Below are 25759 nucleotides of genomic sequence, written 5' to 3'. Positions count from 1 at the left end.
CCAGGGCGCATGAAGTGCAGGTCGATGCAGGGCTTGACAGCGGTTTTGATTACGTGCGTAATCGAATTGTCGATTACGGACGTAAACAATGAATCCGATCAGTGAAGCCGAGGCGGTCGTGATGGAAGTGCTGTGGCAGCAGGCGCCCCGCGGTGCCGATGAGGTGGTTGCCGCACTGGCCCACCGGGACTGGGCCGAACCGACCATCAAGACGCTGCTCAACCGCCTGCTGACCAAGGGCGCGATCGCTGCCGAACGCGAAGGCCGCCGCTATCTGTATCGGCCGCTGCTGCAGCGCGAGGCTTGGGTCGCGGCGCAGAGCCAGGACTTTCTGGGCAGAGTGTTCGAAGGACGGGTGGCGCCACTGGTTGCCCATTTCAGTGAGCGCGGCCAGCTCAGCGCGCAGGACATCGCCGAACTGAAGAAGCTGATCCAGGAGCTGGACCATGAGTGAGGTGCTCGACAGCGTGTGGCGGGCCAGCGTGTGGCTGGCGCTGGCGGTGATCCTGCTGGCGGCGATGCGGCCGCTGCTGCTGCGGCTGGGAGGGCCCTCGCTGGCCTATCGCAGCTGGTGGTTGTTGCCCCTGCTGCTGGCAGGCCTGTTGCTGCCGTTGCCTGCGCTGCCCCTGCTGCAGCATGTGCCGACCCTGCCCCTGAACGTGATGCCTGTCGCGCCGGAGGGCGAGCCCACCCAGGTCATGCGCTGGCCGCAATGGTTGCTGCTGGCCTGGATGCTTGGCGTGGCGATCAGTCTGCTGCGCGGCCTGCGTGCGCAGCAGCGCTTCGAACGTGTCCTGGGCCGTCTGCAGGCGCGTGCCGACGGCAGCTGGCAGGCCAGTGCCGATCCCGGTCTGCCGGCCCTGGTCGGCCTGTGGCGGCCGCGCATCGTGGTCGGCCCCGATTTCGACCAGCAGTTCGATGCACGCGAGCAGGGGTTGATCCTGGCACATGAACGCAGCCATCGCCGCAATGGCGATCACTGGGCGAACGGCGCGTTGCTGCTGGCACGCGCAGCGTTCTGGTTCCATCCGTTGCTGCCGTGGGCAACACGCAGGTTCCTGCGCGACCAGGAACTGGCCTGCGATGCCCGCACCATTGCCACGCAGCCTGCGCTGCGCGGACTTTACGCCAGCACGCTGCTGAAGGCGCAGCTGGTTCACCCGGTTGCGCCGGCAGTGTGTCACTGGCGCAGCCAACCCGTGTTGAAGGAGCGAATCGCCATGTTGAAGCAGTCCAAGCGGAAGGCATTGCCGTGGGTGTCCGGGCAGGTGCTGGTGGTCGGGGTGTGCGCGGGCCTGGCCACGGTGGCGTGGGCAAGCCAGCTCGGGATGGCCGGCGTGTCGTCGATCGGCGTCGAGCCCGCCGAGTACGCGCAGGCCGATGCCGCTGTGGCCGGCCTGCAGCGTTCTGCACAGGTCGAGAGGATGGCACCGCCGAAGTATCCGGAGTCTGCGTTCCAGCAGGGCCTGACCGGCGTCGTCACCTTGAAGGTCGAGATCGACGCAGAGGGCAGGCCGACCGACGTACAGGTGCTCAGTGCCACCAATCCCGGTGTGTTCGATTCGGTGTCGGTCACGGCCGCCAAGGGCTGGACCTTCCGGCCGGCCCTGAAGGATGGGCGTCCGGTGGCTTCCGCCGTGCGGATTCCACTGACGTTCTCCATGAGTGAGGACGAGAGGGAAGCGGAGCGCGCGCGGTGAGGCAGGCCGCGCTGCTGTTGGCCACGCTGCTGGCCGGCTGTGCCACCCAGGAGCGACTGGGCACGGTTGACACCCGCAGCGAGAGTGTCGGCCATCAGCGGTTGCAGCCCACAGCGGCGGGCGGCAGCGGTCAGGTGCAGGCCTATGCGCTGGCAGCGGGCGAAGGCTATCGGATGCCGCAGCTGTATGCGGCGCCTGATCCGAAGGTGGGCGACCGCGATCCGCGTACCGAACTGGCGCCCACCACCATCTGCCTGCAGGTGGTGGTCGATGCGGAAGGCATGGTCGAGCGCAGCCTGCCGCTGACCGACCGCCCCGAGTGCGCCGCCGGCGCTGCAGCGGAGAACGCGCCGCTGCTGCAGGCGGCGCAGGAGGCGGTGGCGATGTGGAAGTACAGCGCTGCCGCGGTCTGCCACTACCCGGTCGGCAAGGTCCCATCCGACCGCGGCGACTGCGGGAGCGCCGAGCGCATCGAGCCGGTGCCGGTCAGCCTGCTGTACGCCTTCACCTTCGAGATCGTGAAGGGCCGGCAGACGGTCCGTACGCAGGGAAAATGATCGCGCGTGATGCCGGGTAGCGCCGGGCCATGCCCGGCCAGTACAGCGGCGTCGATCAGGCGCCGCCCTGGATGTTGGCCTTCACCGCCGGTTGCATCAGCGCCGGCTCGGCCAGCGTGGCGTCGCGGGCCTGGCGCACGCTGACGAAGTCGGCTTCGGCCACGCCGTCATGCACGTGGATGTTGCGCGCGCGCTGCTCGCCGATGGTGGTCTCGTTGGCGATGTCGCGGCCGCCCGGGCCATAGTCGTGGCAGACGAACACGCGGGTGGACTCGGGCAGCGCCAGCAGGCGCTGGATCGAGCGGTACAGCTGCGCCGCATCGCCGCCGGGGAAATCGCAGCGGGCGGTACCGCCGTCGGGCATGAACAGCGAATCGCCCGTAAACAGTGCGTCGCCGATCAGGTAGGCGATGCTGTCGCTGGTGTGGCCGGGCACGGCGATGACCTGGCCGCGCACTTCGCCCAGCGTGAAGGTCTCGCCGTCGGCGAACAGGTGGTCGAAGATGTCGTCTGCGGCAGGAAGCTGCAGGCCGAACCGCGGCGCAAAGGTCGCCTGCACGGCGCGGATGCCTTCACCGATGGCCAGCGTGGCGTGAGGGAAACGCTGCTTGAGCCGCCGCCCGGCCGACACATGGTCGGCGTGGGCGTGGGTCTCCAGCAGCCACCTCAGCCGCAGCCCCTGCTGCTCGATCGCGTGCAGTGCCGGCTGGACCGGCGACTCGCTGCTGGCATCGGTGTCCGGGTCGTAGTCCAGGACCGGATCGATCAGCGCAGCCTCACCGCTGGCCGGGTCGCTGACCAGGTAGCTGAAGGTATTGCTGTCACGATGGAAGAACGACTGGACCTGGACCGGCATCGGCAACCTCCTCAGCGTGCGGCGAGCACGCGGTTCAGCAGCTGCGCCAGATTCTCGCCGGCCAGCCGCAGCTGCGCTTCCGCCACCGGGCGGTAGCGCACGGTGTATTCATCGCCGATCTTACGCGAGGCTGGATAAACGCCGGCTTGCATCGAAATGCGGCAGCTGGCTTCAGCCCACGCCTGCGGATCGCGCTGCGGATTGGACTGGCGCGCCAGTTTCGGCGCCGGCAGCGACCGCAGCACCGGCAGATAGCCGTTGTCGTCCAGCTTGCGGGTGTTGAGCATGCCGCTGTCCCACAGCGAATGGAGGTTGGTGCCGCGGTTGCCGTACTGCAGCTGGAAGTCGTTGCCGCCCTTGTCGTGACCGTAGCCGGCATGCATTGGCTGGTGGATGTCGCCGACCAGATGCACCACGAACTTCAGGGCCTGCAGCCTCTCGCCGTCGGTCAGGCTGCGATCGCCGAGGATCGCGCTCTGCGCCTTCAGCGCTTCGACGATGCAGTTGCCGTTGGTGCAGTGCCTGGGCGCTTCGTAGTGGCAGCCGTCTTCGGCGATGTTGACGTAATGCCAGCCGGCGGAACGGCGGCCGAGGCCCGGGTCCTTGGCACGCAGCTGGTCGGCCCAGGGCGCCACGCTGGCGAGGGTGGCACCGGGTTCGGTGGCCAGCAGGCGGTCGACTTCGGCGCGTGCAGCGGGCGAGAGGCGGGAATCCGCTACCTCAGCGACAAGGCGATGACCTTGCGCGCCCCAGGCATGGGCAGGGGCGGAGGCGGACAGCAGAGCCGGCGCGATCGCGGCGGCGAGGAACAGGGAATGCAGGGCTTTCATGCCGGCATTCTAGCGGGGCGGCGGCCGGACGCGTTTGATCCAGCATGGCCGCTCGCCACGCGCCCTTGATGCGCGGACCGTTACGGTGGCGCGGCCACGGGCGGGGACATCGCGATGAGCATCACGGACCGGCGCATCACGGCAATACATGCGGACGACGGCTTTGCCCGCGCGTTCGATGAACAGGTGGTCTGGCGGATGCGCTGGGCCTGTGCCGTTGCCGGCATCTTTTCAATCGGCTTTGCCGTGCTGGACCATTTCTGGCTTCCGCCGGATGTGCATGCACAGGTGCTGCGCTGGCGGCTCGGGCTGCTGCTGCCGGTACTGCTGGTGGCGGTAGCACTCACCTTCGTCCCGGCGTTCCGCCGCCATCTGCAATGGCTGGGGGGCGGTGCTGTGCTGATCAGCGGGCTGGCGCTGGTGACGATGATCTGGACGGCGCATCGCGCCGGCGTGGATTATCCCTATGAAGGCGTCAGCCTGTTCCTGCTGCTGAACTACTTCCTGTGTGGCCTGCGCTTCGGCGTCGCCACGCTGACCGGAACCCTGATCGCATCGGCGTTCGTGCTGGCGGAGCTGCAGGTCGGCCGGCACTGGGCGCAGATGCTGCAGAGCGTGACGTTCGTGCTGGCCAGCAACCTGGCTGGCATCTTCGGCAGTTACATCCTGGAAAGGCAGGCGCGTGCAACCTGGCGCGCCGAGCAGCGGCTGGACGCACTGGCCAACCACGACGGATTGACCGGATTGCTCAACCGGCGCGCATTTGACCGACGTGCCAACCAGATCTTCCAGCGTTATCTCCGCCGGCCGCACGCGCGTGGCGCCTTGCGCATCGCGATGATCGACATCGACTACTTCAAGCGCTACAACGACCATCATGGTCACCCGGCGGGCGATGCGGTCCTGCATGCGGTGGCGGTGACGCTGGCCGCGCAGCTTCGCGGCGCTGACTCGGTGGTGGCGCGGTACGGCGGTGAGGAGTTCGTGGCGCTGGGGCAGTGGTCGCCAGGCGAGCCGGAAACCGCGCCGTTCGAGCGGATGCGCCAGCAGGTCCAGGCGCTGGCGATCGCCCATGCCGATTCGGACGCCGCGCCGGTGGTGAGCGTCAGTATTGGTGTGGCGCGGTGGCATGACGATGGCGCCGATTCGCTGGAGCAGGCACTGGCGCGTGCGGATGCCGCGCTGTATCGGGCCAAGGCGTCCGGGCGCAACCGGGTCGAGGTGGCCACGGATGGGTAAGCCGAAAAAAGCCCCGGCGATCACCGGGGCAACATGCTGCGGAGGGTTCAGCGGTTGGCCGGAGGGCGGGGCAGGCCCGCCACGCCGGAGGCAGCGCTCAGAACTTGAAGACGTAGGAGGCGCCGTAGACCAGCGGATCGATGTTGACCGTACCGATCTTCTGGCCGTCCAGCTTCACCTTGCTGTCGATGTCGATCCAGCGCATGTCCACGCGCAGCGCGCCCTTCTCGCCGATCGCGAAGTCCACGCCGGCGTGTGCGGCCAGACCCCAGGAGTCCTGCAGCTTCAGCCGGCTGTCCTTGAGCGCGCCCGTGGTGTCTTCGCTGAAGAAGGTCGTGTAGTTCACGCCCGCACCGATGAACGGCGACACCTTGCCCTTGCTGTTGAAGTGGTACTGCACGGTCACTACCGGGGGCAGTTGCTTGGTGCTGCCGACACGGCCGAGGCCGTTGATGTTGATGTCGTGCTTGAACGGCAGTGCCGCCAGCACTTCGATGCCCAGGTTGTCAGCGATGAAGTACTCGCCGGTGATGGTCGGCTTGACGTCGTTGTCGACGTCGACCTTCAGCGTGCCACCGGCCAGCCAGCCGTTGTTCGACTTCGGTGCCACCTGGTGCACGCCGGCCGAAAGGGTCCAGTCGCCCTTGGACTGGGCCATCGCCGGGGCGGCGGCGAGGGACAGGGCGGCGGCCAGGCTGGCCACGATCAGGGGAGAGGTCTTGCGCATGGGGGTGTTCTCGTTGCGGGGTGGATGGGGCCAGTCTCGGCCTCACGCCGCGCTAACGCTTTGATCCGGATCAAATCCGGCCAGCCCGCCCGCCACCGGCCCGGTCTGGCCGGCGGTGGCCAGGCCGGGCCTGCTAGACTTGTGGGCCCTATCCACCCCGCCGCACCCGTCGCGGCTGCAGGAGCTTGAGAAATGGCAATCAAGGTTGGTATCAACGGTTTCGGTCGCATCGGGCGTAACGTCCTGCGCTCGGCGGTGCTGAACTTCGGCGACGACATCGAAATCGTGGCCATCAACGATCTGCTGGAGCCGGATTACCTGGCCTACATGCTCAAGTACGACTCCGTGCACGGTCGCTTCAAGGCTGACGTGTCGGTGCAGGGCAACGATCTGCTGGTCAACGGCAGGAAGATCCGCCTGACCCAGGAACGCGATCCGGCCAACCTGAAGTGGGACGAAGTGGGCGTGGAAGTGGTCATCGAGTCCACCGGTCTGTTCCTGACCAAGGAAACCGCGCAGAAGCACATCGATGCCGGCGCCAAGAAGGTCATCCTGTCCGCCCCGTCCAAGGACGATACGCCGATGTTCGTGTTCGGCGTGAACGACAAGACCTACGCCGGCCAGGCGATCATCTCCAACGCCTCGTGCACCACCAACTGCCTGGCCCCGCTGGCCAAGGTCATCAATGACAAGTGGGGCATCAAGCGTGGCCTGATGACCACCGTGCACGCCGCCACGGCTACCCAGAAGACCGTTGACGGCCCGTCCAACAAGGACTGGCGCGGCGGCCGCGGCATCCTGGAGAACATCATTCCGTCCTCCACCGGTGCGGCCAAGGCGGTCGGCGTGGTCATTCCGGAACTGAACAAGAAGCTCACCGGCATGAGCTTCCGCGTGCCGACCTCGGACGTGTCGGTGGTCGACCTGACCGTCGAGCTGGAAAAGGAAGCTACCTACGCCGAGATCTGCGCCGAAGTGAAGGCACAGAGCGAAGGTGCGCTGAAGGGCATCCTCGGCTACACCGAAGACAAGGTCGTGGCCACCGACTTCCGCGGTGAGACCCACACCTCGGTGTTCGATGCCGAAGCCGGCATTGCCCTGGACGGTACCTTCGTCAAGCTCGTGTCGTGGTACGACAACGAGTGGGGCTACTCCAACAAGTGCCTGGAAATGGCCAGGGTCGTCGCCGCCAAGTAAGGCCGGCGAAGATCGCGCACGAACCCCGGCCTGGCCGGGGTTCGTCGTTTGAGGGGCCGGCCCTGTCGTAGCATGGGGCGGTCCGACCGCCGCCGCAGGGGCGCGGGATCGCATGGGAAGGCACGCAATGGAAGCACTGATAGCCCTGGTCGTATTGATACTGCTGGCGATTCCGCTGCTGCTGGTGGTCGCGCTGGTGATGATCGCCGGCCTGCGGCGCCGGGTCACCGCGCTGGAGAGCGCACTGGCCGATGTTTCGCAATCGCCGCGCGCTGCCGCGCCACCGCCCGGGCCCGCCCCCGTTCCGGCAACGGACGCGCCCGCCATGGAGCGACCGCGGGCTGCGGCAGCACCTTCTCCCGTGGCGGCCCATGCGCCGGAATCCTCCGTGCCGGCGCCGCCGCGGCATACGCCGCCTCCACCACCGCTGCCGGCCACGCCGCCCCCGCCCGCGCCACCGGTCGAGCCGGCCGGGCCGGGCTTCTTCGAGCGAGGCATCGGCTCAGTTAAACGCTGGTTCACCGAGGGCAACGTGCCGGTCAAGATCGGCATGCTGGTGCTGCTGGCCGGTGTTGCCGCGCTGCTGAAGTACGTCAGTGACCAGGGCTGGCTGGTGCTCCCGGTCGAACTCCGGCTGGCGGCCGGCACCGCTGGTGCGCTGGGCCTGCTGGCCTTCGGCTGGCATCAGCGCGAACGCCGGCGTCTGTTCGCGCTGGCCCTGCAGGGCGGCGCCATCGGTGTGCTGCTGCTGACCATCTTCGCGGCATTCAAGCGTTTTGAACTGCTTGCGCCGGGATTTGCGTTCGCCAGTTCGATCGCGCTGGTCGCCGGCCTGTGCGTGCTGGCAGTGCTGCAGAACTCGCGCACCCTGGCGGTGCTGGGCATCCTGGCGGGCTTCATGGCCCCGCTGTGGCTGTCGACCGGCAGTGGCAACCATGTCGGCCTCTTCAGCTACTACGCAGTGCTCAACGCCGGCATCTTCGCCATCGCCTGGTTCCGTCCGTGGCGCGCGCTGAACCTGCTGGGCTTCGCGTTCACCTTCGGTATCGGCACGTTCTGGGGCGTGCTTCAGTACAGGGCCGAGAAGTTCTCCAGCACCGAACCGTTCCTGCTGCTGTTCTTCGCCTTCTATCTGCTGATTCCCCTGCTGTACGCGCGCAGGCAGCCTGCCGGTCGCCGCGATCTGGTCGATGGCAGCCTGGTGTTCGGCACGCCGTTGATCGCCTTCTCGCTGCAAGCGGCGATGCTGCACGAACAGCCGATGACACTGGCACTGTGCGCGCTGGGCCTGGCGGTGATCTACGCGGTGCTGGCGCGTGCCTTGATCGCCCGGGCCTCGTATACGGTGCTGGCGCAGTCGCACGCGGTGCTGGCGGTGGGTTTCGCCACGCTGGCCGTGCCGCTGGCCTTGTCCGCCCGTGCCACCGGTGCGGTGTTCGCGCTGGAAGGTGCCGGGCTGGCCTGGCTCGGTCTGCGCCAGAGGCGCTGGCTGCCACAGGTGTCCGCTGCGCTGCTGCAGATGGCGGCGGCATTCGCCTTCGTGGCAGGTGGCAACCACTGGCACGAGGACGCGCGTCTGCTGCTCAATCCCACCGCGATCGGTGCGCTGCTGCTGGCCGTGGCGGGGTTGGCGTCGGCCTGGAGCTACCAGCGCCGGGCACGTCATGAGATCGCCCTGGTCTACTACCTGTGGGGCCTGCTGTGGTGGCTCGGCGGCTGGGTGCACGAGATCGGTCGTTTCCTCGCGCATGCCTCGCAGGCCGATGCACTGCTGGTGCTGGCGGCGGCGACCGCTTGGCTGGCAGCCGAGGTGCAGCGCCGGCAACCGGCACGTGCGCTGGGGATGACCGCACTGGCGATGCTGGCGATGGCGTTCCCATTGGCATTGGCGCAAAGCCATGCACACCAGCAACCGTTCGCGGGCCACGGCGCCCTGGCATGGGCGTTGTTCGCCGTGCTGGGGGTGCGCACGTTGCTGTGCCTGCGCCAGGGCGGCGACACGGTGGCGCGCATCGCCCAGTTCCTGTGGTGGCTGCTGTGGCCATCGCTGCTTTCGCTGCTGGCCCTGTGGGGAGGCGGCGAGGCTGGCCTGGCACAGGGCTGGACGTTGTTGCTGGTGACGCTGCCCTGGTTGCTGCTGGCCGCCCTGTCACTGTGGCGCTGGGGTTGGCTGCGCTGGCCGCTGGGCCCGGCATTCGATGCCGCACGCGTGCCGCTGCAGTGCGTGTTGTTCGCGCTGCTGGCGACCGGATGGCTGCTGGGCCAGCTGCTGCCGGGCACTGCGGCACCGCTGCCGTGGCTGCCGGTGCTGAACCCGGCCGAGATGGGGCAGTGGCTGAGCCTGTTGCTGCTGGCGCGCTGGCTGTACAGCGATGTGGCACCGCCCGCGCTGCGCAGGCTGCGCCTGCCGGTGCTGGCACTGGCGGGCTTCATCGCCCTCACCAGCCTGGTCCTGCATGGCGTGCACCACTGGGGGGGGCTGGCCTGGAGTACGTCGATGGCGCGCTACAGCTTGGCCCAGACCAGCCTGACCGTGCTGTGGAGCGTGCTCGGCGTGATCGCCTGGGTATGGGGCTCGCGTCGTGGCCAACGTGTGTTGTGGATGGTCGGTGCGGTGCTGATGGGCGTGGTCCTGGCCAAGCTGGTCCTCATCGATCGCCAGCACCTGGGCAACCTGCTCGGGATCGCATCGTTCATCGCCTATGGCCTGCTGTGTACGGTCGTCGGCTATCTGGCACCGGCGCCACCGGGCGCGGTGCCATCCGTGGAGGAAAACCAATGAGAATGTGGAGCAGGATGGTGGTGCCGGCGATGCTGGGCCTGTTCGCCACCATGGCCGTACACGCGTCCGACTACCGCACGCAGTACGCCGAGCAGTGGCCGCTGACGCTGTCCAGTGCGCAGTCCGGCGCCTATCGGGTGGTGCTGGAACCGGCGATCTACCGCCGTGCAGGCGCAGCAGACCTGGGTGACCTGCAGGTGTTCAACGCGGCCGGACAGGCCCTGCCGTCGGCGTTGCTGGCACCCGACGCGCCGCTGGCACAGCCGCCGGTGCAGCGCGAGCTGCCCTGGTTCGCACTGCCGCCGCTGGCCGATGCGCAACGCAACGACCTGCAGTTGCTGACCGAGCGCGATACCGACGGCCGTGTGCGCCGGGTCGAAGCGCGTGTCGGCGCCGGAACGGTGAACGGGCAGGGCGGCTGGCTGATCGATGCCAGCGTGCTCGGCCAGCAGCCGCTGGCGGCGCTGGTGCTGGATTGGGCCGACAGTGGCCAGCCGCTGCAGGCGCAGGTGCAGCTTGATGCCAGCGATGACCTGCAGCATTGGCGCTCCATCGGTCGGGACATTCCGCTGGTGGACCTGCAGCGCGCCGGCAAACGGTTGCTGCAGCGACGCCTGCAGGTTGACGGCAATGCGCGCTATCTGCGCGTGCTGCCGCAGGGCGACGCGCGACTGCCTGCCCTGCATGGCGTGCTCGCCGAGCTTCCGCCGGCACCGGCGACGTTGCCTTGGGAATGGCTGTCACTGACGCCGATAGCGCAGGGCAAGGGCGAATACACATTTGAACTGGACGGCCGTTTCCCGATCGCGCGCGCCGATGTCGCCAGTACCGACAACAGCCTGGTGCAGTGGACGCTGTTCAGCCGCGACGATGAAGGCGCGGAGTGGCAACGACGCAGTGCACCGTGGATCGCCTATCAGCTGCAGCAGGGAACGCAGGGCTCGCGTCAGCAGTCGGCGGCGCAGGTGCTGGGCGATGTGCACCGCGACCGCTACTGGAAGCTGGTGGCAAGCCCGGCGGAGATCGCCGGCGCCCCCACCCTGCGCCTGGGCTACCAGCCGGAAGTGATGGTGTTCCTGAGCCAGGGCGCAGCGCCCTATGCACTGGCGGTGGGGAGCGCGACGGCGCGCCGCGCGGAGGCGCCGATCGGGGTGCTGATCGAGGAACTTCGCCAGCGCAACGATCCGGCCTGGCAGCCGACGCTGGCACGCCTGGAGGGCCGCCCCGAGCCGCTGGCCGGAGACGCAGCGCTGGAACCGCAGCGGGACTGGAAAGCCTGGCTGCTGTGGGCGCTGCTGGGCGTGGGGGTCCTGGTCGTGGGCGGTCTGGCGGTCAGCCTGCTCAGGCAGAAGCCTTCGCCTTCGGCGTAGATCCCGACCAATCCCGGCCGCGCATGGAGCGGCGCTGCGGCCGGCGCCATCCGTTCTGCCGCAGCCGATACAATGACGGTCTGCCGAACGCCGGCACCCCGTCCCTGAGCCCAAGAGTTGCCCATGTCCATCGTCCGCATGACCGACCTCGACCTCTCCGGCAAGCGCGTGCTGATCCGCCAGGATCTGAACGTGCCGATCGAGAATGGCCGCATCACTTCCGAACAGCGCATCACCGCTTCGCTGCCGACGCTCAAGCGCGCACTGGAGCAGGGCGCGGCGGTGATGGTCACCTCGCACCTGGGCCGGCCGAAGGAAGGCGTGTGGAGCGAAGCCGATTCGCTGGCACCGGTTGCCGCACGCCTGTCCGAACTGCTGGGTCGCGAGGTGCCGCTGGTACGCGACTGGATCGACGGCGTCGAGGTGCAGCCGGGCCAGCTGGTGCTGCTGGAAAACTGCCGGATGAACGTCGGCGAGGGCAAGGATGACGAAGCCCTGTCGAAGAAGTACGCCGCGCTGTGCGATGTGTTCGTGATGGATGCCTTCGGTACCGCGCACCGCGCGCAGGCGTCCACCCATGGCGTGATCCGTTTCGCCCCGGTCGCCGCGGGTGGCCCGCTGCTGATGGCCGAGCTGGATGCCCTGGCGCAGGCGCTGGACGCACCAGCCAAGCCGCTGCTGGCCATCGTGGCCGGCAGCAAGGTCAGCACCAAGCTGGAACTGCTGGCCAATCTGGTGGGCAAGGTCGACCAGCTGATCGTGGGGGGCGGCATCGCCAACACCTTCATCGCGGCTGCCGGCTACAAGGTCGGCAAGTCGCTGTACGAGCCGGACCTGCTGGACACCGCCCGGAAGATCGTTGCCGACGCCAAGGCGCGCGGGGCCGAGATTCCGCTTCCGGTGGACGTGGTCACGGCCAAGCAGTTCCTGCCCGACGCCATTGCCGAAGTGAAGGCCGTGGATGCGGTCGCCGAAGATGATCTGATCCTGGACATCGGTCCGCAGACCGCTGCCCAGTACGCGCAGCTGATCGCCAATGCCGGCACCGTGGTCTGGAACGGCCCTGTCGGCGTGTTCGAGTTTGAAGCCTTCAGCAAGGGAACCGAAGCGCTGGCGCGTGCCATCGCCACGTCCCCGGCATTCTCCATCGCCGGCGGTGGCGACACCCTGGCAGCGGTCGACAAGTTCGACATCGCCAAGGACGTGAGCTACATCTCCACCGGTGGCGGCGCGTTCCTGGAATTCCTGGAAGGCAAGACCCTGCCGGCCGTGGCCGCGCTCGCCGCGCGCGGCGCATGAACCCGGACGGCACCCAGGCCGGTTCTGCCCACCCGGCACGGGAAGAACGCGCGACGCTCTTCTTCGACCTGGACGGTACGCTGATCGATTCGCAGGTGGGCATCACCACCTGCATCGCTTATGCGCTGCAGAAGATGGAGCATCCGGTGCCGGCGCGGGAAACCCTGCTGGGCTGGATCGGGCCTTCGCTGCGCACCACGTTCGCGCCGCTGTTCATCGAACCGGCGCGGGTGGAGCAGGCCGTCGGCTACTACCGCGAACGCTTCGATGCCGAGGGCTGGCGCGAGCACACGGTGTACCCGCAGGTGGAGGACGCCCTGCGCACCCTGCATGCGCGTGGCCACCGCCTGGCGGTGGTCACCGCCAAGAACGAGCCGCACGCGCGCCGGATCCTGGCCCATCTGCCGTTCGGCGGATTGTTCGAGGACATCATCGGCTCGACCCTGGATGGTTCGCGCAGCCACAAGCCCGAGCTGGTAGGCGAAGCGCTGCGCCGGCTGCAGGTGTCGCCCACGCAGTGCTGGATGATCGGCGACCGTCGCATGGATATCGAGGGCGCGCGTCACCACGGCCTGCGCAGCATCGGTGTGCTGTGGGGGTTTGGTGGCGAAGCGGAGCTCACTGAAGCCGGTGCGGGCCAGCTGGCACGCGAACCGGTCCAGCTGACGACACTGTTGGCCTGATGCCGGACACCCTGCGCCGGCGTATGTCCGGGCGATGTCCGTTACATGTCCCGCAGAGTCAGGCAGCACAAGGTTGTAACCGCATACATGGGGCGTGAAGGATGTGCTAATTTCCGTGCTTTAACGGGAGAGGCCCATTCACCATGTTCGAGCGTCAGCGTCGCACCAAGATCCTAGCCACCCTCGGTCCGGCCACCGATCCGCCGGGCGTGCTGGAGGATCTGTTCCGCGCCGGCGTCAACGTGGTGCGCCTGAACTTCAGCCACGGTGACCCGTCCGGCCAGGCCAAGCGTGCCGCCGACGTGCGCGCTGCCGCGCAGCGGGTGGGCGTGGAAGTGGGCATCCTGGCCGACCTGCCGGGCCCGAAGATCCGCATCGAGCGCTTTGCCGAAGGCAAGATCCATCTCAAGGCGGGCGACCGTTTCGATCTGGTCGCCTCGCCCAACGCACCGGCTGGCGATGCCACGCAGGTGGGCGTGAGCTACCTCGGCCTGCCGCAGGACGTCGGCCCCGGTGATGTCCTGCTCCTCGATGACGGCCTGATGCAGCTGCAGGTCGTCGAGGTGCAGGGTGAGCGGATCATCAGCACCGTGCTCAACGACGGGGTGCTGTCTGATCGCAAGGGCCTGAACAAGCAGGGCGGTGGCCTGTCGCTGGGCGCGTTGACCGAGCGCGACAAGGAGCTGATCGGGATCGTCGCCAAGATTGGTGTCGACTTCATCGCCGTTTCCTTCTGCCGCAATGCGCAGGACATGAACGATGCCCGCGCGATCGCCGAATCGCACGGCTGCTACGCCGCGCTGGTGTCCAAGATCGAGCGCACCGAAGCGATCGAGAACCTGGAGGAGATCGTCGAGGCCAGTGACGTGGTGATGGTGGCGCGCGGCGACCTCGGCGTGGAAATCGGCGATGCCGAACTGCCGGGCCTGCAGAAGAAGATCATCAAGGCTTCGCTGGCGCAGAACAAGGTGGTGATCACTGCCACCCAGATGCTGCAGTCGATGGTGGAAAGCCCGATCCCGACCCGCGCGGAAGTGCTGGACGTGGCCAACTCGGTGATCGACGGCACCGATGCGGTGATGCTGTCGGCCGAAACCGCTGCCGGTGCGTATCCGGTCAAGGCCGTGGAGGCGATGGCGCGCATCTGCCTGGGCGCCGAGCGCCAGTTCCAGACCGAGACCGACTTCAATGCGTCGCCGCGCAACCTGGAGCGCGCCGACCAGGCCATCGCGATGGCGACCATGTTCCTGTCCCAGCACGTGGGCGTGCGGGCCATCGTGGCCATGACCGAGTCCGGCGGTACCGCGCGCTACCTGTCGCGCTTCCGTGCCAAGGCACCGGTGTTCGCGGTGACCCGCCATGACGGCGCACGCCGGCAGATGGCGCTGATGCGCGATGTGTTTCCGATCAATTTCGACAGCCGTGGCCTGACCCCGCGCGAAGCCGCACGTGGCAGCATCCGCCTGCTGGTCGAATCGGATCTGCTGCAGGCCGGCGATCGGGTGGTGTTCACCAGCGGTGAGCACATGGAAACCCACGGTGCGACCAACACCCTGCGCCTGCTCGAGGTGGGCGAAGACGGTCGCGCCAGCGGTCTGGGCGATCTGTAACCGCTGCGGACCCGGGTCGGAGCCCCACCGGGGCTCTGACCGGAACGCCGCAGGACAGCGCCTGTCCTGAACGGACATTGGAATCGTTTCCAGTCTGGCCTCCACGTCGAGGCCACGGGCTGCGGGGCTATACTTACGTTTTTCCCGCACCCGCCACAGGAAGTACATGAGCATCGAACAGCTGGCTGAAACCGCCCAGGCCATGGTTGCCCCGGGCAAGGGCATCATCGCGATCGACGAATCCACCGGTACCATCGCCAAGCGCTTCGCCGGCGTGGGCATCGAGAACACCGAGGAGAACCGTCGCGCCTATCGCGAACTGCTGCTGACCACGCCGAAGCTCAACGAGCACATTTCCGGCGCCATCCTGTACGACGAAACCATCCGCCAGTCGACCAAGGACGGCGTGCCGTTCGCCAAGTACATGGCCGACCACGGCATGATTCCGGGCATCAAGGTGGACAAGGGTGCGCATCCGCTGGCCGGCTGCCCGGGCGAGCTGGTGACCGAAGGCCTGGACGGCCTGCGCGAGCGCCTGCAGGAGTATTACAAGCTGGGTGCGCGCTTTGCCAAGTGGCGCGCGGTCATCAACATCGGCGAGAGCATTCCGTCGGGCACCTGCATCGAATCCAACGCCCATGCGCTGGCCCGCTACGCCGCGCTGTGCCAGGAATGCGGCCTGGTGCCGATGGTCGAGCCGGAAGTGATCATGGACGGCGACCACGACATCGAGACCTGCTACGAAGTCACCGAAGCCACCCTGCGTTCGCTGTTCGACGCCCTGTACCAGCAGAACGTGCTGCTGGAAGGCACCATCCTGAAGGCTTCGATGGTCATCTCGGGCAAGGACTGCGAAGAGCAGGCCGACGTCGAGGAAGTGGCCGAGTCCACCGTGATGTGCCTGAAGAGCACCGTGCCGGCGATCCTGCCGGGCGTGGTGTTCCTGTCCGGCGGCCAGAGCGATGAACAGTCCACCGCCCACCTCAATGCGATGAACCAGCTGGGCAACCTGCCGTGGCCGCTGAGCTTCTCCTACGGCCGTGCCATGCAGCAGGCGGCACTGAAGCTGTGGGCCAAGGACATGAAGGGCAACTACGCCGCCGCGCAGAAGACCGTGTTCGAGCGCGCCAAGGAAAACGGCCTGGCTGCACTGGGCAAGTGGAACGGTTGATCGGTTCCATCGCAGGATGAACAGGGCAACGCCGGCCTCACGCCGGCGTTTGCTTTTGCGGGTATCTTTTCCGCCTCCCGCGGGCCCGGCCGGCCCGCGGGACACACATGGAAGGCCAAGGAGAAAAACATGCGTTTGGCAGCAATCACGCTGGCCGTTGCTACGGTCCTCGCCGCAGGCGGTTGCAACCGTTCCGGCAGCAATGCGGATGTGGGCAAGGCCCCGTCGCTCGAGTTCGACAAGCCCGTTTCCGGCGAGATCACCTCGCGCAGCGGCATCAATTTCAATGACGGCAGCCACCACCAGCTGTACCAGATCACGCTGGAGGACAAGCAGCTGGTAGGCATGAAGCTGACCGGTGCCCTCAGTGGCTCGATTGCCGTGTTCAACAATGGCAGCCTGGTCGCCAGCAGCCGCACCGGCTATGAGCGCAGCGGGGATGTATCGCTGGCGTTCCGCGCCAACGGCGCCGGCACCTACCAGGTGGCGGTCAACGCCGACAGCCCGACCGCCTACGGCCCGTATCGCTTGCGGGTGGAGAAGCTGGTGCCCTACGACGGCAAGCCCATCGCAGGCAGTGGCGAAGTCGTCGACATGCTGGTATCCGGATCGCAGGACTACACCCTGCAGGTGGACAAGGCCGGCCTCTATGAAGTCAACCTGTCGTCCGATGCGTTCGATACCGTGCTGAAGCTGAAGGGCGGCGAGATCGACGCGGAGAACGACGATGGCGGTGACAGCACCAATTCGCGCCTCTCGCTGCCGTTGCAGCCCGGCAAGTACACGCTGGGCGTGCGCGGGCTGGACGACGATGCGTCCGGCACCTTCAAGCTGACCGTTGCCCGCACGGAGCTGCCGGGCAACATCGTCGAGCGCGATGGTACCCAACTGCCGCAGTCGGGCAGCGTGTTCACCATGCTCGACAGCGAAGGTCGCCGTCGCTTCCTGCTGACACTGGAGCGTCCGGGCGACGTTCGCCTGGATGCGATCTCCGGTCAGGTGGACACCGTGCTGCGTGTGGTCGGCGGTGACGTCGAGCTGGTCGACGACGACGGCGGCAACGGCACCAACGCGCGTCTGCAGGAATCGTTGCCGGCCGGTCATTACACGGTCGATATTTCCAGCCTCAGCGACGAGCAGGGCCTGGTCGAGGTGCGCGTGCAGATCGATGGCGCCAGCGCTGCCGGCGTCGCGGCGTCGGCGGCCCGCGCAGCGGCGGATGCGGCGGCCGTGCCGGGTGACGCCGCGGTCGACGCGGCCAGCCGCTGACGCGTCCAGGGGCACTGCCGTAATGAAAAGGCCGGGCATTGCCCGGCCTTTTCTTCAGTGCTGCCGCCTGCCGTGTTCAATGCGCGGCAGCGAATCCGGTATCGCCCAGCGGCGGCAGCAGCGTGCCGCGCACTTCGTTGTCCGCGTTCTGCCCGGCGCTGGCCAGGGCCTGCTGATAGGCCTTGGCCGTGGCCGTATTGAAAGCAACCAGCACGATCCGCATCGGCTGTGCATGGCTGCGTTGCCACGCCAGGGTTTCCGTCACGGCGATCTGCGCGGCCTGGTACAGCGGATAGCCGTACACGCCGCAGCTGATGGCCGGAAACGCGATCGACTGCACCCCGAGCGATTCAGCCAGCTGCAGCGATTTCCAGTAGCAGTTGGCCAGCAGCGCGGGTTCATCGCGCAGGCCGTCATGCCAGACCGGGCCCACCGTGTGCAGCACGTGCCGCGCCGGCAATGCATGGGCGCCGGTGGCGCGCACTTCACCGGTCGGGCAGCGCACGCCTGGCCGCAGCTCCGGCAGTTGCCGGCATTCGGCCAGCAGGCCGGGGCCGGCAGCACGGTGGATCGCACCGTCCACTCCACCGCCCCCCAGCAGCGATTCATTGGCCGCGTTGACGATCGCATCCACCGCCAGGGTCGTGATGTCGCCCTGCCACACTTCGATCTTCATGCGTCCGTCTCCTGCCTGTCGGATGTTCCGCGCAGTACCTGCGGCGGCTGTACCCAGCGTAGGGGACAGGCCATCGATGCTGCGTCATGACCGTCTCACGCGCTGCGATCCGACGGTCTTCACGCACGATGGCGGTCGCCACCTTCACGCAGGCTGAAGCAGAAAGGGGTCAGATCCCTTTCCGGATGGAAAAGCTCTGACCCCATGTTTCCGAGGTGCGCCGGCTGGGTCAGAGCCCTTTCCCGGACGGGAAAGGGATCCGACCCTGTGCATCACGGCAGGCCGGCCAGCCAGTCGTCGTCGGAACCTTCGTTCACGTCGGCGAACAGGGGCGTGGAGAAGTAGCGCTCGCCGGTATCCGGCAGCATCGCCAGGATCACCGAACCCGGCTCGGCACGGCTGGCCACATCCAGCGCACTGGCGACCGTGGCGCCGGCGGAGATGCCGACGAAGATGCCCTCCTCGGCGGCCAGCCGGCGCGCGGTGGCGATGGCGCGTTCGTCGTCCACGCTCAGCAGCTCATCCACCACGTCGCGGTTGAGCACGTCCGGCACGAAGTCCGGCGTCCAGCCCTGGATCTTGTGCGGCTTCCAGTCATCGCCCTTGAGCAGCGCGGCGCCGGCTGGCTCGGTGGCAATGATGCGGGTCTGCGGCCGTGCGACCTTCAGTACCTCGCCGACACCAGTGAGGGTTCCGCCGGTTCCCCAGCCGCTGACGAAATAGTCCAGGCGCCTGCCGGCGAAGTCGCGCAGGATCTCCGCCGCCGTCGTGTTGCGGTGGTAGGCCGGGTTGGCCGGATTGGCGAACTGGCTGGCGAGGAACCAGCCATGCTGTTCGGCCAGTTCGCGCGCCTTGCGCACCATGCCGCTGCCACGTTCCGCCGCCGGGGTCAGGATCACCTTGGCGCCGTAGGCACGCATCAGCTTGCGGCGTTCCACCGAGAACGTCTCGACCATGGTCGCCACGAACTTGTAGCCACGGGCGGCGGCCACCATCGCCAGCGCCACGCCGGTGTTGCCCGAGGTGGCTTCGACGATGGTGTCACCCGGCTTGAGCAGGCCACGGGCCTCGGCGTCGAGGATGATCGCCAGCGCCAGGCGGTCCTTGACCGAACCGCCGGGATTGAACGACTCGACCTTGGCGTAGAGGCTGACCTGCGGCGGCGCCAGGCGCTGCAGCTTGACGATGGGGGTGTTGCCGACGGTGTCGAGGATGGAGTCGTACAGGGCCATGGAAGCGCTCCGGAGGCGGGGCCGCGCCAGGACGGCGGGCGGAAGAGGGAGGGCTGGCTGTTCACGCCAGCGGCTGCCGGCTGACCGTAGCGCCGGCATATGACGCCCGGAAATGACCAGATGCCTTTCTTAAACAACCTTTGGTTATAAGCTGGTGACGGTAATTGACCCTAGAGTGGACCTCCGCCCCTGCTGCCTGCCCGCCCATGACGCTGACCCAGCTGCGCTATCTGGTCGCCATCGCCGACGCCGAGCTGAACATCACGCTGGCTGCCTCGCGCGTGCACGCCACCCAACCCGGCCTGTCCAAGCAGCTCAAGCAGCTGGAGGACGAGCTGGGCTTCCTGTTGTTCGTACGCAAGGGTCGCAGCCTGGAGTCGGTCACCCCGGCCGGTACCGAGGTGATCTCCCGCGCGCGCGCCGTGCTGGCCGAGGCCAACAACATCCGCACCTACGCGGCCAACCAGCGCCGCGAAAGCCAGGGCCAGCTGATCCTGACCACCACCCATACCCAGGCGCGCTTCGTGCTGCCGCCGGCGGTGGCGGCGATCAAGCAGGCGTATCCGCAGGTCAGCGTGCACCTGCAGCAGGCCGCCGAAGCCGATGCGCTGGATCGGTTGAACCAGGGTGATGCGGACATCGCCATCATCAGTACGGCCGGTGGGGAGCCTGGCGATGGCATCGCCGTGCCGTTGTTCCGCTGGCGGCGGCTGGTGGTCGTGCCCAAGGGCCATCCGCTGGATCGCGCGGGCCGCGCACCGGACCTGGCGGCGCTCGCCCGCCAGCCGCTGATCAGCTATGAATCGTCCACGCGCCCGAACTCGTCGCTGCAGCGTGCCTTTGCTGCCAACGGGCTGGTTCCGGATCTGGCGCTGACTGCGCTGGACGCCGATCTGATCAAGACCTATGTGCGTACCGGCCTGGGTGTGGGCCTGCTGGCCGAAATGGCGGTCAGTTCCCTCGACGAAGACCTCAAGGCATGGCCGGCACCCGCTCCGATCGCCGAGTGCATCGCCTGGGCGGTGCTGCCGCGTGACCGCGTGCTGCGCGATTACGCGCTGGAGCTGGTGCATGTGTTGGCACCGCAGATCGATCCGCGGGACCTGCGCCGGGTGCTGGACGGCAACCAGGTGGCCGCGTGGCCGCTGCCGCCGACCTGGGAATCGCTGACCCAGACCATCACGGTGTGAGGGTGCTCGGGCAGGGCTGCGCCCTGCACCTGCGAAGAACTGGCGCAACAGCAACAACGCGGCCAGGCCCCGATGGATCGGCCGCGGAGAGGAACAACCGGATCGGATCCCCGCCAGGATCCGACCCGGTCCGACGCCCTCCGCCGGACCTGTCCGACTCTACGGCAGCAACACGGCCGGCGGCCGCCCGGATACATCCCGACATACGCCGACACCGCCGCACAGACCCTTGCATGGAACGGGTTCAGGCCGCTATCGCGACGCCGGTTCCACGCCGGTAAACGCTTGGCATATACCGCCTTCGCGGGGGGATGCCTACACTCGGCGGCCGTGGATCAATCAGGACCGTTCATGTTGGCTCGTATCGCTTCGACCCTGGCCCTTGGCCTCAGCCTGGCCGTCCTGGCCGGGTGCGCAGGCAAACAGGAGGCCGCCGCGCGACGGCAGGGGGAAGCGGTGCCGGTCACCGCGCAGATCGTGCAGCCCACGCAATGGAACGACACCCTGCAGGCGCTGGGTACGGCCAAGGCGCGGGAGTCGATCAGCGTCACCGCCAAGGTCAGTGAGATCGTGGAGAAGGTGCACTTCGAAAGCGGCCAGCAGATCGCCGCAGGTGCGCCGATCGTGACTCTGCGCGGCCAGGCCCAGGAAGCGGCGCTGGTGCAGGCGCAGGCCACCTTCCACGAGGCCGACCAGCTTTACCGCCGGCAGCGCGAACTGGCCACGCAGCGGCTGGTGTCCAGCGCCACGCTGGATACGCAGAAGTCGATCCGCGATGCCGCCGAGGCCCGTGTCGCGCAGATGCAGGCCGACATCGGCGACCGTCGTGTGCGTGCGCCGTTCGCAGGCGTGCTGGGTATCCGCCAGGTCAGCCCTGGCACGCTGCTGACGCCGACCACGGTGATTGCCACCCTGGACGACATCGAGCGCATGCACGTCGATTTCCAGGTGCCCGAAGTGGAACTGGCCGCGCTTTCGGCGGGCGACAAGGTCAGCGCGACCAGCGTCGCGTGGCCGGGGCGCACGTTCGAAGGAGAGGTCACCACCATCGATGCACGTATCGACCCGGCCACCCGCGCGGTGACCGTGCGGGCCGACTTCGCCAACGCCGACCATGCGCTGCGCCCGGGCATGCTGCTCGATGTGCGCCTGTTCCGCCCCGAGCGCCCGGCGCTGGTGATCCCGGAGATCGCGGTGGTGCAGGTGGGCCGTGACAGTTTCGTGTACCGCATCGGCGCCGACGACAGCGTCGAGCGCGTGGACGTGGTCACCGGCGCGCGCCGTGCCGGCGTGGTCGAGATCAAGCAGGGGCTGGCCGCGGGCCAGCGCATCGTGGTCGACGGCACCGGCAAGCTGCGCCCGGGTCTGAAGGTGGCCGCCCGTGATGCGGCGCCGGCCAGCGGTGCAAAGCCTGCCGATGCGCCTGCGCCGGTCGCGACCGAGGAACAGGGCGGATGAAGCTGTCCGACGTTTCCATCCAGCGGCCGGTGTTCGCCGTGGTGATGAGCCTGCTGCTGCTGGTGCTGGGCATCATGTCCTTCACCCGCCTCACGCTGCGCGAACTGCCGGCCATCGATCCGCCCATCGTGTCGGTCTCGGTCGACTACACCGGTGCCTCGGCGGCCGTCATCGAAAGCCGGATCACCCAGGTGCTGGAAGATGCGCTCGCCGGCATCGAAGGCATCGATACCATCAACGCGCGCAGCACCAACGGCCGCTCGCAGGTCAGCATCGAGTTCACCTCCAACCGCGATATCGAGGCCGCGGCCAATGACGTGCGCGATGCCGTCAGCCGGGTTGCCGACCGCATGCCGGAAGAGGCGCGCCCGCCGGAGATCGCCAAGGTCGAGAGCGATGCCGATCCGATCATCTGGTTCAACATGGTCTCCTCGACCATGGATACGCTGGAGCTGAGCGACTACGCCGACCGCTATGTGGTCGACCGCTTTTCCAGCCTCGATGGCGTCGCCCAGGTCCGTATCGGTGGTCGCCAGCGCTATGCGATGCGCATCTGGCTGGACCGCGATCAGCTGGCTGCGCGTGGATTGACCACCGGTGATGTGGAAACCGCGCTGCGCAACGAGAACGTGGAACTGCCCGCCGGGCGCATCGAATCCACCGACCGTGATTTCACCCTGCGCGTGGAACGCAATTACATCAAGCCCGAAGACTTCGCGACCATCCCGCTGGGCAAGGGCAGCGACGGTTACGTCGTGCGCATGGGCGACGTGGCGAAGATCGAGCTGGCGTCGGCCGAGCGCCGCGCCTATTACCGCAGCAATGGCGAGCCGGGCATCGGCCTGGGCATCGTCAAGACCTCCACCGCGAACTCGCTGGACGTCGCGCGCACCGCGCGCGCCGAAGCCGAGCGGGTCGCGTTGACGCTGCCCAAGGGCACGCAGATCTTCGTTGCCTTCGACAACACCACCTTCATCGAAGCGGCCGTCGATCGCGTCTATGCCACATTGGTGGAGGCGATGATCCTGGTGCTGGCGGTGATCTGGCTGTTCCTCGGCAGCTTCCGCGCAGCGCTGATTCCGGCCGTGACGGTACCGGTGTGCCTGGTGGCCGCATTCATCGCGCTGTACGCGTTCGATTTCTCGATCAACCTGCTGACATTGCTGGCGCTGGTGCTGTGCATCGGCCTGGTGGTCGACGATGCGATCGTGGTGGTGGAGAACGTGCAGCGCCGGATCGATCTGGGTGAGCCGCCGCTGGTGGCGTCCAAGCGCGGTACCACGCAGGTGGCCTTCGCGGTGATCGCGACCACCGCGGTGCTGGTGGCGGTGTTCCTGCCGGTCGGTTTCCTCGAGGGCAACACCGGGCGCCTGTTCCGCGAGCTGGCGGTGGCGCTGGCCGCGGCCGTGGCGCTGTCCGCGTTCGTGGCGTTGACGCTGACACCGATGATGGCCTCCAAACTGCTCAAGCCGCATACCGGGCAGGCGCCGCGTGGCCTGCATGGCTTCGTCAACCGCAACCTGGAGCGGCTGGCCGGCGCGTATGGCCGCATCCTGCAGCGCCATGTCGACCGCACCTGGATCTACCTGCTGGTGATGGCGGCGGCATTGGCTGCCAGCTGGCTGCTGATCAAGGTGCTGCCCTCGGAACTGGCGCCAGCCGAAGACCGTGGCTCGTTCCAGATCATGATCGACGGCCCGGAGGGCGCAGGCTACGACTACACCGTGCAGCAGGTGCAGCAGGTCGAAGCGATGCTGGCGCCCCACGTGGGAGCGGACAAGCCGATCGTGCGCGCCAACCCGCGCGTGCCCGGTGGCTGGGGCGCAAGCGAGGAAATGCACACCGGCCGGGTGAGCATCTTCCTGCAGCCGTGGCGCCAGCGCAGCGAAGGCACCCCGGAGGTCGCCAATGAGCTGCAGAAGGAGCTGGACACCATCCAGGGCGTGCGTGTGCGCACGCAGGTCGGCGGTGGCCTGGTCCGCAGCGGCGGCCAGCCCTTCCAGATCGTGCTGGGAGGCCCGGAGTACGCCGAGATCGCGCAGTGGCGCGACCGCATCCTGCTGCGCATGGCCGACAATCCCGGCCTGGTCGGCCCCGACTCGGACTACAAGGAAACCCGCCCGCAGATGCGGGTGAACATCGACCGCCAGCGCGCGGCCGACCTGGGCGTGCCGGTCACCGCAATCGGCTCGGCGCTGGAAACGATGATGGGCTCGCGTCGCGTCACCACCTTCGTCGACAACGGCGAAGAGTACGACGTGCTGGTCCAGGCGGGCCGCGACGGACGCGCCACGCCGGCCGATCTGGCCGCGATCCGCGTGCGTGCCACCTCCGGTGAGCTGGTGCCCTTGTCGAACCTGGTCACCCTGAGCGAGGTTGCCGAGGCAGGCACCTTGAACCGCTTCAACCGCCTGCGCTCGATCACCATCAGCGCAGGCCTTGCGCCGGGCTACCCGTTGGGCGAGGCCATTGCCTGGGCACAGAACGTCGCGCGCGAGGAGCTGCCGCAGTACGCGCAGGTGAACTGGAAGGGCGAGTCGCGCGAGTACCAGAGCGCGGGCGGTGCGGTCCTGCTGACCTTCGCCATGGCCCTGCTGGTGGTGTACCTGGTGCTGGCCGCACAGTTCGAGAGCTTCATCCATCCGCTGACGATCATGCTGACGGTACCGCTGGGCGTGCTCGGCGCGCTGGTCGGCCTGTGGTTGAGCGGGGGCACAGTGAACCTGTTCAGCCAGATCGGCATCGTGATGCTGGTCGGCCTGGCGGCGAAGAACGGCATCCTGATCGTCGAGTTCGCCAACCAGCTGCGTGACGACGGCCGCAGCGTGCGCGAGGCCATCATCGAATCATCGATGGTGCGCCTGCGTCCGATCCTGATGACCTCCATCGCCACCGTGGTCGGCGCGATTCCGCTGGTGGTGGCCGGTGGACCGGGTTCGGCGAGCCGTGGCACGATCGGTATCGTGATCATCTTCGGCGTCACCCTGTCCACCTTCCTGTCGCTGTTCGTGGTGCCGGCGTTCTACGCACGTCTGGCCCCGTACACGCGCTCGCCGGAAGCAGTGAAGCGCGAGCTGGAAAAGCAGGAAGCAGCGTCGCCCTCGGTGGGCGGGCATGCCTGACCGTCGCGCCGACGGGGGCGGATCCCTTTCCCCGCAGGAAAGGGCCCCGACCCCAGTGCTGCGCGGCGACGGTTTCCAGCTGCGTCCATGGCGCGGCGGCGACCTCGAATCGCTGCTGCGTCATGCCAACGATGCCGAGGTGTCACGGGGTCTGCGCGACCGCTTCCCCTATCCCTACACACGTGAGGACGGTGAGGCGTTCCTTGCCGGTCGCGTGTTGACCCCGGGCACCCTGGCACTGGCCATCGAGATCGACGGCCAGGCCTGCGGCAGCATCGGTGCCCAGCCGGGCGTGGCCGAGCGTGGGCATACCGCCGAGCTGGGCTACTGGCTTGGCCGGGCGTACTGGGGGCGGGGCATCATGACCCGCGTGGTGGGCGTCTTCGCGCCGTGGGTGATGGACGAACTGCGCCTGTTCAGGCTTCAGGCCACCGTGGTGGACTTCAATCTGGGGTCGGCCCGGGTGCTGGAAAAGAACGGTTTCCACGAAGAGGGCGTGGAGCGCTGCGCCATCTACAAGCGCGGCACCCTGCATGACCTGCGCCGGTTCGCGCGGGTGCGCACCCAGCTGCCCTGAACGGCGCCGGGCATGGCCCGGCGCTACCCGCGGCGGAACCGGTAGCGCCGGGCCATGCCCGGCGGATGCCCGCGTCGGAACCGGTAGCGCCGGGCCATGCCCGGCGGATGCCTGCGGCGGAACCGGTAGCGCCGGGCCATGCCCGGCGGATGCCTTCCGGCGCTATCGCAGCGACCTTCGATCAGGGAGAATCGACCGGTCCCTTCCAGCCGAC

General features: G+C 67.8%; 21 protein-coding genes. 16 read left to right on the top strand and 5 right to left on the bottom strand.

From position 1 onward, the window contains the following. Nucleotides 1-88 precede the first annotated feature (88 nt). From ACZLIF_RS16560 to ACZLIF_RS16550, 3 genes are read left to right on the top strand one after another with little or no spacing between them, the layout of a single operon-like run. Nucleotides 89-454 (top strand): BlaI/MecI/CopY family transcriptional regulator, encoded by a 366-nt coding sequence (locus ACZLIF_RS16560; protein ID WP_065181668.1) that lies wholly within the window; start codon nucleotides 89-91, stop codon nucleotides 452-454. Then, entirely contained in the window at nucleotides 447-1700 is a 1254-nt protein-coding gene (locus tag ACZLIF_RS16555; protein WP_128988481.1) for a M56 family metallopeptidase, read from the top strand. The genes ACZLIF_RS16560 and ACZLIF_RS16555 overlap by 8 nt, the downstream gene beginning before the upstream one ends. Continuing rightward, nucleotides 1697-2257: a hypothetical protein gene (locus ACZLIF_RS16550; RefSeq protein ID WP_128988479.1), complete on the top strand. Its 561-nt coding sequence runs from the start codon at nucleotides 1697-1699 to the stop codon at nucleotides 2255-2257. Before ACZLIF_RS16555 ends, ACZLIF_RS16550 begins: the two co-directional genes overlap by 4 nt. A 55-nt stretch (nucleotides 2258-2312) precedes the next feature. On the opposite strand, the gene ACZLIF_RS16545 is transcribed toward ACZLIF_RS16550, so the two are convergent. Further along, nucleotides 2313-3113, bottom strand: a complete 801-nt coding sequence (locus ACZLIF_RS16545) for an MBL fold metallo-hydrolase (RefSeq protein WP_053518482.1) — start codon at nucleotides 3111-3113, stop codon at nucleotides 2313-2315. An 11-nt stretch (nucleotides 3114-3124) separates the two neighbouring features. Next, on the bottom strand, nucleotides 3125-3943 hold the full coding sequence (locus ACZLIF_RS16540) for a S1/P1 nuclease (protein WP_128988477.1): 819 nt from the start codon (nucleotides 3941-3943) through the stop codon (nucleotides 3125-3127). Between the two features lie 114 nt (nucleotides 3944-4057). On the opposite strand from ACZLIF_RS16540, the gene ACZLIF_RS16535 reads away from it, so the two are divergent. Next, entirely contained in the window at nucleotides 4058-5182 is a 1125-nt protein-coding gene (locus ACZLIF_RS16535; RefSeq protein ID WP_053518485.1) for a GGDEF domain-containing protein, read from the top strand. 97 nt (nucleotides 5183-5279) lie between these two features. Here ACZLIF_RS16535 and ACZLIF_RS16530 read toward each other — a convergent pair whose 3' ends face one another. Next, nucleotides 5280-5909, bottom strand: coding sequence for an OmpW/AlkL family protein (locus tag ACZLIF_RS16530; protein ID WP_053518487.1), 630 nt, complete (start codon nucleotides 5907-5909; stop codon nucleotides 5280-5282). 192 nt (nucleotides 5910-6101) lie between these two features. Here ACZLIF_RS16530 and gap point away from each other — a divergent pair, with 192 nt between their 5' ends. The 8 genes from gap (at nucleotide 6102) to ACZLIF_RS16490 (ending at nucleotide 17290) form a co-directional block, all read left to right on the top strand. Next, nucleotides 6102-7106 carry a type I glyceraldehyde-3-phosphate dehydrogenase gene (gene gap / locus ACZLIF_RS16525; protein ID WP_128988475.1) on the top strand — a complete coding sequence of 335 codons (1005 nt, stop codon included), beginning with the start codon at nucleotides 6102-6104 and terminating at the stop codon, nucleotides 7104-7106. A gap of 127 nt (nucleotides 7107-7233) precedes the next feature. Next, complete coding sequence (locus tag ACZLIF_RS16520; protein WP_128988473.1) at nucleotides 7234-9888, top strand: DUF2339 domain-containing protein; 2655 nt, start codon at nucleotides 7234-7236, stop codon at nucleotides 9886-9888. Continuing rightward, nucleotides 9885-11258 (top strand): DUF3999 domain-containing protein, encoded by a 1374-nt coding sequence (locus ACZLIF_RS16515; RefSeq protein WP_128988471.1) that lies wholly within the window; start codon nucleotides 9885-9887, stop codon nucleotides 11256-11258. Before ACZLIF_RS16520 ends, ACZLIF_RS16515 begins: the two co-directional genes overlap by 4 nt. Before the next feature lie 123 nt (nucleotides 11259-11381). Next, nucleotides 11382-12557 (top strand): phosphoglycerate kinase, encoded by a 1176-nt coding sequence (locus ACZLIF_RS16510; protein ID WP_053518495.1) that lies wholly within the window; start codon nucleotides 11382-11384, stop codon nucleotides 12555-12557. Next, nucleotides 12554-13240 (top strand): HAD hydrolase-like protein, encoded by a 687-nt coding sequence (locus tag ACZLIF_RS16505; RefSeq protein ID WP_128988469.1) that lies wholly within the window; start codon nucleotides 12554-12556, stop codon nucleotides 13238-13240. Before ACZLIF_RS16510 ends, ACZLIF_RS16505 begins: the two co-directional genes overlap by 4 nt. A gap of 143 nt (nucleotides 13241-13383) precedes the next feature. Continuing rightward, on the top strand, nucleotides 13384-14850 hold the full coding sequence (pyk, locus tag ACZLIF_RS16500; RefSeq protein ID WP_065175757.1) for a pyruvate kinase: 1467 nt from the start codon (nucleotides 13384-13386) through the stop codon (nucleotides 14848-14850). 166 nt (nucleotides 14851-15016) lie between these two features. Next, complete coding sequence (locus tag ACZLIF_RS16495; RefSeq protein WP_053518502.1) at nucleotides 15017-16021, top strand: class I fructose-bisphosphate aldolase; 1005 nt, start codon at nucleotides 15017-15019, stop codon at nucleotides 16019-16021. Nucleotides 16022-16150: 129 nt separating this feature from the next. Then, on the top strand, nucleotides 16151-17290 hold the full coding sequence (locus tag ACZLIF_RS16490; RefSeq protein WP_128988467.1) for an ABC transporter substrate-binding protein: 1140 nt from the start codon (nucleotides 16151-16153) through the stop codon (nucleotides 17288-17290). A 76-nt stretch (nucleotides 17291-17366) separates the two neighbouring features. Here ACZLIF_RS16490 and ACZLIF_RS16485 read toward each other — a convergent pair whose 3' ends face one another. Then, complete coding sequence (locus tag ACZLIF_RS16485; RefSeq protein ID WP_053517092.1) at nucleotides 17367-17966, bottom strand: O-acetyl-ADP-ribose deacetylase; 600 nt, start codon at nucleotides 17964-17966, stop codon at nucleotides 17367-17369. Nucleotides 17967-18238: 272 nt separating this feature from the next. Beyond that, on the bottom strand, nucleotides 18239-19198 hold the full coding sequence (cysK, locus tag ACZLIF_RS16480; RefSeq protein ID WP_065175759.1) for a cysteine synthase A: 960 nt from the start codon (nucleotides 19196-19198) through the stop codon (nucleotides 18239-18241). A 206-nt stretch (nucleotides 19199-19404) separates the two neighbouring features. On the opposite strand from cysK, the gene ACZLIF_RS16475 reads away from it, so the two are divergent. From ACZLIF_RS16475 to ACZLIF_RS16460, 4 genes are all read left to right on the top strand, one after another. Continuing rightward, complete coding sequence (locus ACZLIF_RS16475) at nucleotides 19405-20388, top strand: LysR family transcriptional regulator (RefSeq protein ID WP_053517088.1); 984 nt, start codon at nucleotides 19405-19407, stop codon at nucleotides 20386-20388. Between the two features lie 351 nt (nucleotides 20389-20739). Beyond that, nucleotides 20740-21846 carry an efflux RND transporter periplasmic adaptor subunit gene (locus ACZLIF_RS16470; RefSeq protein WP_053517087.1) on the top strand — a complete coding sequence of 369 codons (1107 nt, stop codon included), beginning with the start codon at nucleotides 20740-20742 and terminating at the stop codon, nucleotides 21844-21846. Next, nucleotides 21843-24968: an efflux RND transporter permease subunit gene (locus ACZLIF_RS16465; protein ID WP_065181659.1), complete on the top strand. Its 3126-nt coding sequence runs from the start codon at nucleotides 21843-21845 to the stop codon at nucleotides 24966-24968. The genes ACZLIF_RS16470 and ACZLIF_RS16465 overlap by 4 nt, the downstream gene beginning before the upstream one ends. Beyond that, on the top strand, nucleotides 24961-25545 hold the full coding sequence (locus ACZLIF_RS16460) for a GNAT family N-acetyltransferase (RefSeq protein WP_128988465.1): 585 nt from the start codon (nucleotides 24961-24963) through the stop codon (nucleotides 25543-25545). The genes ACZLIF_RS16465 and ACZLIF_RS16460 overlap by 8 nt, the downstream gene beginning before the upstream one ends. Nucleotides 25546-25759 lie beyond the last annotated feature (214 nt).

Source organism: Stenotrophomonas sp. 2201_Sma (assembly GCF_056486685.1).
The sequence above is the reverse complement of the archived record's forward strand: the minus strand, read 5'-3'. Positions and strand labels throughout refer to the sequence as shown.

Excerpts from the sequence above, each read along its gene's own strand:
- cysK (WP_065175759.1), bottom strand. The coding sequence starts at position 19,198 with ATGGCCCTGTACGACTCCATCCTCGACACCGTCGGCAACACCCCCATC.
- ACZLIF_RS16465 (WP_065181659.1), top strand. The coding sequence starts at position 21,843 with ATGAAGCTGTCCGACGTTTCCATCCAGCGGCCGGTGTTCGCCGTGGTG.
- ACZLIF_RS16520 (WP_128988473.1), top strand. The coding sequence starts at position 7,234 with ATGGAAGCACTGATAGCCCTGGTCGTATTGATACTGCTGGCGATTCCG.
- ACZLIF_RS16545 (WP_053518482.1), bottom strand. The coding sequence starts at position 3,113 with ATGCCGGTCCAGGTCCAGTCGTTCTTCCATCGTGACAGCAATACCTTC.
- ACZLIF_RS16470 (WP_053517087.1), top strand. The coding sequence starts at position 20,740 with ATGTTGGCTCGTATCGCTTCGACCCTGGCCCTTGGCCTCAGCCTGGCC.
- ACZLIF_RS16475 (WP_053517088.1), top strand. The coding sequence starts at position 19,405 with ATGACGCTGACCCAGCTGCGCTATCTGGTCGCCATCGCCGACGCCGAG.
- gap (WP_128988475.1), top strand. The coding sequence starts at position 6,102 with ATGGCAATCAAGGTTGGTATCAACGGTTTCGGTCGCATCGGGCGTAAC.
- ACZLIF_RS16485 (WP_053517092.1), bottom strand. The coding sequence starts at position 17,966 with ATGAAGATCGAAGTGTGGCAGGGCGACATCACGACCCTGGCGGTGGAT.
- ACZLIF_RS16530 (WP_053518487.1), bottom strand. The coding sequence starts at position 5,909 with ATGCGCAAGACCTCTCCCCTGATCGTGGCCAGCCTGGCCGCCGCCCTG.
- ACZLIF_RS16505 (WP_128988469.1), top strand. The coding sequence starts at position 12,554 with ATGAACCCGGACGGCACCCAGGCCGGTTCTGCCCACCCGGCACGGGAA.
- ACZLIF_RS16535 (WP_053518485.1), top strand. The coding sequence starts at position 4,058 with ATGAGCATCACGGACCGGCGCATCACGGCAATACATGCGGACGACGGC.
- ACZLIF_RS16540 (WP_128988477.1), bottom strand. The coding sequence starts at position 3,943 with ATGAAAGCCCTGCATTCCCTGTTCCTCGCCGCCGCGATCGCGCCGGCT.
- ACZLIF_RS16460 (WP_128988465.1), top strand. The coding sequence starts at position 24,961 with ATGCCTGACCGTCGCGCCGACGGGGGCGGATCCCTTTCCCCGCAGGAA.
- ACZLIF_RS16560 (WP_065181668.1), top strand. The coding sequence starts at position 89 with ATGAATCCGATCAGTGAAGCCGAGGCGGTCGTGATGGAAGTGCTGTGG.
- ACZLIF_RS16515 (WP_128988471.1), top strand. The coding sequence starts at position 9,885 with ATGAGAATGTGGAGCAGGATGGTGGTGCCGGCGATGCTGGGCCTGTTC.
- ACZLIF_RS16555 (WP_128988481.1), top strand. The coding sequence starts at position 447 with ATGAGTGAGGTGCTCGACAGCGTGTGGCGGGCCAGCGTGTGGCTGGCG.
- ACZLIF_RS16490 (WP_128988467.1), top strand. The coding sequence starts at position 16,151 with ATGCGTTTGGCAGCAATCACGCTGGCCGTTGCTACGGTCCTCGCCGCA.
- pyk (WP_065175757.1), top strand. The coding sequence starts at position 13,384 with ATGTTCGAGCGTCAGCGTCGCACCAAGATCCTAGCCACCCTCGGTCCG.
- ACZLIF_RS16495 (WP_053518502.1), top strand. The coding sequence starts at position 15,017 with ATGAGCATCGAACAGCTGGCTGAAACCGCCCAGGCCATGGTTGCCCCG.
- ACZLIF_RS16510 (WP_053518495.1), top strand. The coding sequence starts at position 11,382 with ATGTCCATCGTCCGCATGACCGACCTCGACCTCTCCGGCAAGCGCGTG.